The organism is Enterococcus hermanniensis (assembly GCF_001885945.1).
Taxonomy (GTDB): Bacteria; Bacillota; Bacilli; order Lactobacillales; family Enterococcaceae; genus Enterococcus_A; species Enterococcus_A hermanniensis.
The window spans coordinates 1-833 of record NZ_JXKQ01000042.1 but is presented as its reverse complement, the minus strand read 5'-3'; the positions used below and the strand labels follow the sequence as shown (position 1 = coordinate 833).

The 833-nt window shown below is 28.9% G+C and carries 1 protein-coding gene; it reads right to left on the bottom strand.

Translation table 11 applies throughout. From position 1 onward, the window contains the following. Positions 1 to 78 precede the first annotated feature (78 nt). On the bottom strand, positions 79 to 588 hold the full coding sequence (locus RV04_RS12950; RefSeq protein WP_071858864.1) for a hypothetical protein: 510 nt from the start codon (positions 586 to 588) through the stop codon (positions 79 to 81). Positions 589 to 833: the final 245 nt, after the last annotated feature.

The window sequence follows — 833 nt, the reverse complement described above, 5'->3', positions numbered from 1 at the left end:
TCTAAAAAGTAAACTTTGCCAGCCGAATTTTTAAAGTACATAAAAAATACCTCCTCATATAGAGAAGGTACGAAAAATTTAATTATTTAATTGCCACCATGTTTCTGCTTGTTTATTAACAGTTTTTAGCCGGATAGTTTTAGCTTTTTTAGATTCAATAAAATCTGGATTCCAGTCGGATTTAATGACATAACCTTTGTTGCCGTCATCCATATCAGCTTTTACACTAATACTAATATTGGAAAATTCCTTAAGACTTTTTTTATTCAAAGCTTTGATCGCCATAACCACTTGATTTTTAGCATTATTCATACCGTTATCTTTTGCGTCTAAAACAATTTGAGTAGTATAATTTCCATTTTCAACATATACGCCATTTACCTCAAGTATCTTCAACGATTTATTTTGTTTTTTTAGATACTTCTCAATAGATTTATTAGAATTCAGATGTGTCTTTTTCTTTGCAGCATAAACAACGTTAGAAGATATTTGATGGGAACTCGAATTAAAACTACCAAATCCTAGAGATGAACAAATCAACAAAACGGAACCGAAAATAAAAGAAATACGTTTCACCGTTTTTTTCAAATTAAAACCTTCTTTCAACATGAATTATTTTCAATAATTATTTTACCATTTAAAGATAGTAGAGCGATAAGAAAAATAGAGTTAGCAAAAATAAAATTTGAATGCTATATTGAATGCCATAGTATAATATTTAGCGGAATTAAGAGAAAATAAAAAACGGTTAAAACCCTTGTTTTAAAAGGGAATTTAACCGTTAAGAATTCTATGGAAACTACAAGAATCTTTTTAATGGAGCTGGCGGGAGT